Below are 744 nucleotides of genomic sequence, written 5' to 3'. Positions count from 1 at the left end.
TGGGTCGTATGTTCGGTCAATTCATCGACATCGCGGCACAATCGGACACCGCTGCTGCCGATGCCTACCGCTGGCTTAACAATCACCGGCAGGCCGATCTCCGCGGCAGAGCTTTTTGCGTCCGCCGCGTCCGTTGCCAAGCGATAAGCAGGTATTGAAACGCCGGCCTCCGCGAGGAGCTGACGTTGACTGAATTTGTCGCAGCATCGTTCAATGGATGCGGCGTTCGGTCCCGGCAGATCGAAATACCGGCAGAGCTTGCCAACTGTGGCATAGAACGAATCCCCGGCGCACGTAATGCCAGCAATGTCATAGCTCGCACCGAGCCGAGAACATTCGGAGATCAGCGCATCGAGATCGTCTGTATCGACACGGATTGCCTCAATGCTTTCCGCCGCAAGATAGTCGTACTGATCTGGATCAGACGACAGGATAATTGGATGAAGATTAAGCGCCCGGGCCGCTTGGACGTATAGCAGACTAGTCCTAACGAGGCCGTCAAGCAGGATGAGCACTCTTTTTGCCATTGGCGTTTACCTCCGTTGCGTGCTGCTGGCGGCCCGAGGATAAGTTGGCATCAGCTTTCCTAGCCGTGCCTGACCCCAGACGTTGTGGCGAAGGTAGCATCGTTAACCAGTTGCGGTTGCAAAGGTTCTGTAAATTTTATATGAACGATCTGTTGCAACGACTGAAGTACGACGCAAGACGATTCGGGACCCGAGGCCGGAAGTGTGTGTCAGGCGA

At 55.5% G+C, this 744-nt stretch carries 1 pseudogene; it reads right to left on the bottom strand.

Features of this window, described 5'->3' with window-relative positions:
• Positions 1 to 527, bottom strand: a pseudogene (locus X742_RS140300) (hypothetical protein); the annotation flags it as partial.
• Positions 528 to 744 lie beyond the last annotated feature (217 nt).

It is taken from the genome of Mesorhizobium sp. LNHC229A00, from assembly GCF_000502415.1.
Taxonomy (GTDB): Bacteria; Pseudomonadota; Alphaproteobacteria; order Rhizobiales; family Rhizobiaceae; genus Mesorhizobium.
Note: the sequence above shows the minus strand (reverse complement) of the source record. Positions and strands in the feature narration are given on the sequence as shown.